This window comes from Dietzia sp. DQ11-44 (genome assembly GCF_014145205.1).
Classification (GTDB): Bacteria; Actinomycetota; Actinomycetes; order Mycobacteriales; family Mycobacteriaceae; genus Dietzia; species Dietzia natronolimnaea.
Map to the genome: position 1 here is coordinate 1 of NZ_JAALEC010000498.1, position 2,486 is coordinate 2,486.

A 2,486-nucleotide genomic window follows, 5' to 3' on the forward strand; every position below is an offset into this window, starting at 1 on the left:
GCTCGGCGGCCCGGATCGCCTCGACCGGGTGCGCGCGCAACATGACGTCCACGATCCCAGACGGAATCAGACCCGGGGGCGGATCACTCCACCGTGACGGACTTGGCCAGATTGCGGGGCTTGTCCACGTCGTACCCACGGGCCGCGGCGACCTCGGCGGCGAACGCCTGGTAGGGGATGGTCGCGAGCAACGGCTGGAGCAGGGTGGTCGAGGCCGGGATCGGGATGAAGTAGTCCGACAGCGGTCGCACCACCTCGTCCCCCTCCTCGGCGATCACGATGGTCCGGGCACCGCGGGCCCTGATCTCCTGGATGTTGCTCACGAGCTTGGAGTGCAGGACTCCCCGACCCTCGACCGGAGGCATGACGATGAAGACGGGCAGGCCGTCCTCGATCAGCGCGATCGGTCCGTGCTTGAGCTCACCCGCCGGGAACCCCTCGGCGTGCATGTACGCCAGCTCCTTGAGCTTGAGCGCGCCTTCGAGCGCCGTCGGATAGCCGACGTGGCGGCCGAGGAACAGCACCGACTTCGAGTCGGCCAGCTCCCGCGCGATCTCGCGGACCGGGTCGAGGGAGTCGACCACCTTCTGGATGGCCTCGGGCATCTTCTCGAGCTGACGGAACTCGGCCGCCACCTCGTCGGGGTACTTGGTGCCCCGGGCCTGCGCCAGCGCCAGTCCCACGAGGTAGTTGGCGGTGATCTGGGCCAGGTACGCCTTGGTGGAGGCCACGCCGATCTCGGGGCCGGCATGGGTGTACAGCACGGCGTCGGCCTCACGGGGGATCTGCGACCCGTTGGTGTTGCACACCGCCAGGACGCGGGCCTTCTGGGACTTGGCGTGACGCACGGCCTCGAGGGTGTCGGCGGTCTCACCCGACTGGGAGATGGCCACCACCAGGGTGGACCGGTCCAGCACCGGGTCCCGGTAGCGGAACTCCGAGGCGATCTCGACCTCGCAGGGCAGGCGGGTCCAGTGCTCGATGGCGTACTTGGCCACCATGCCGGAGTGGTACGCGCTGCCGCAGGCCACGATGAACACCTTGTCGATGTCCCTGAGGTCCTGGTCGCTGATCCGCTGCTCGTCGAGCACGATGCGGCCGTCCTGGAAGTGGCCGAGCAGGGTGTCGGCGACCGCCGCCGGCTGCTCGGCGATCTCCTTGAGCATGAAGTAGTCGTAGCCGCCCTTCTCCGCGGCGGCCAGGTCCCAGTCGATATGGAACGGGCGGCCCTCCGTGGGTTCGCCGGCGAGGTCGGTGATCTCGTAGCCGTCGGCCCGCAGCACCACCACGTTGTCCTGGCCGAGTTCCACCGCCTCACGGGTGTGCTCGATGAACGCCGCGACGTCCGAACCGAGGAACATCTCGCCCTTCCCCACGCCCAGCACCAGCGGGGTCGACCGACGCGCCGCGACGAGGGTGCCCGGGTGGGCGGCGTGGCTGAAGACCAGGGTGAAGGCACCCTCGAGGCGGTTCAGCACGGCCCGGCACGAGGCGACGAAGTCCCCCGCGTGCGGACCGGACGCCATCTCGCACATGAGCAGGTGCGCGGCCACCTCGGAGTCGGTGTCCGACACCAGTTCGACCCCCGCGGCCTCCAGCTCGGCGCGCAGCGGGGCGAAGTTCTCGATGATGCCGTTGTGCACGATCGCCACGTCGCCCGAGACGTGCGGGTGAGCGTTGCGGTCACTGGGGCGCCCGTGGGTGGCCCAGCGGGTGTGTCCGATCCCGGTGGTCCCCGGGAAGCTGTCGTGCCCGGCGGAGTCCAGCGCGGCCTCGAGGTTGGCGAGCTTGCCCTCCTTCTTCTCCACGCGGGAGGCGCCCGAACCGTCGAGGACGGCCACGCCCGAGGAGTCGTATCCGCGGTACTCCATCCGCCGCAGGGCCTCGACCACGACAGGGAGGGCAGCCTGATGCCCGACATAACCGACGATTCCGCACATGGCCGCTAAGTGTAGCCACGCCGTCCCGACGCCCCGGCACCGTCGACCCCCCGGAGGCGATACTGTGGCCCTCGTGGCCATCAAGACCAAAGCTCTGCTCGACAAGGTGAACCGGCGGGGCCCCTACGGGGTCGACACGGGCGATCTCGGTTTCACCGGGACGCCGGGCGCGGTGTTCGTCCCGCGTGACGCGCCGTCACCCGCCCCGGTGGTGGGCTTCGCCCACGACTGGACCAAGGGCCCCCGTGACTACACGGACACGCTCAAGCACCTCGCCTCGTGGGGCTTCGTCGTGGTCGCGCCCGCGACCGATCGGTCCCCCCGGCCGAACCACCAACACTTCGCCGACCACCTGTCGGCCGCGATCGAGGACGTCCTGCAGGCCAGGCTCGGCCGCGGGACCGTCCGCGCGGATCCCCGCCGGATCGGGCTGGCCGGTCACGGGCTCGGTGGCGGGGTCTGTGCCCTGCTGGCCTCCCAGCGCACCGATATCGGCGCGGTGGCGATGGCGTTCCCCACCGAGACCGTCCCGGCGGCCGCCGACCG

2 protein-coding genes are annotated in these 2,486 nt (G+C 70.4%); one reads left to right on the forward strand and one right to left on the reverse strand.

All coding sequences use genetic code 11. From position 1 onward, the window contains the following. Positions 1–83: 83 nt before the first annotated feature. Entirely contained in the window at positions 84–1,940 is a 1,857-nt protein-coding gene (gene glmS / locus G6018_RS12485) for a glutamine--fructose-6-phosphate transaminase (isomerizing) (protein ID WP_182610790.1), read from the reverse strand. 73 nt (positions 1,941–2,013) lie between these two features. Between glmS and G6018_RS12490 the strand changes: the two genes are divergently transcribed. Continuing rightward, positions 2,014–2,486, forward strand: a 473-nt coding sequence (locus G6018_RS12490) for a dienelactone hydrolase family protein (RefSeq protein ID WP_347237860.1), incomplete at its 3' end; no start/stop codon positions are given.

Coding starts and splice junctions, on each gene's coding strand:
- glmS (WP_182610790.1), bottom strand. CDS start 1,940: ATGTGCGGAATCGTCGGTTATGTCGGGCATCAGGCTGCCCTCCCTGTC.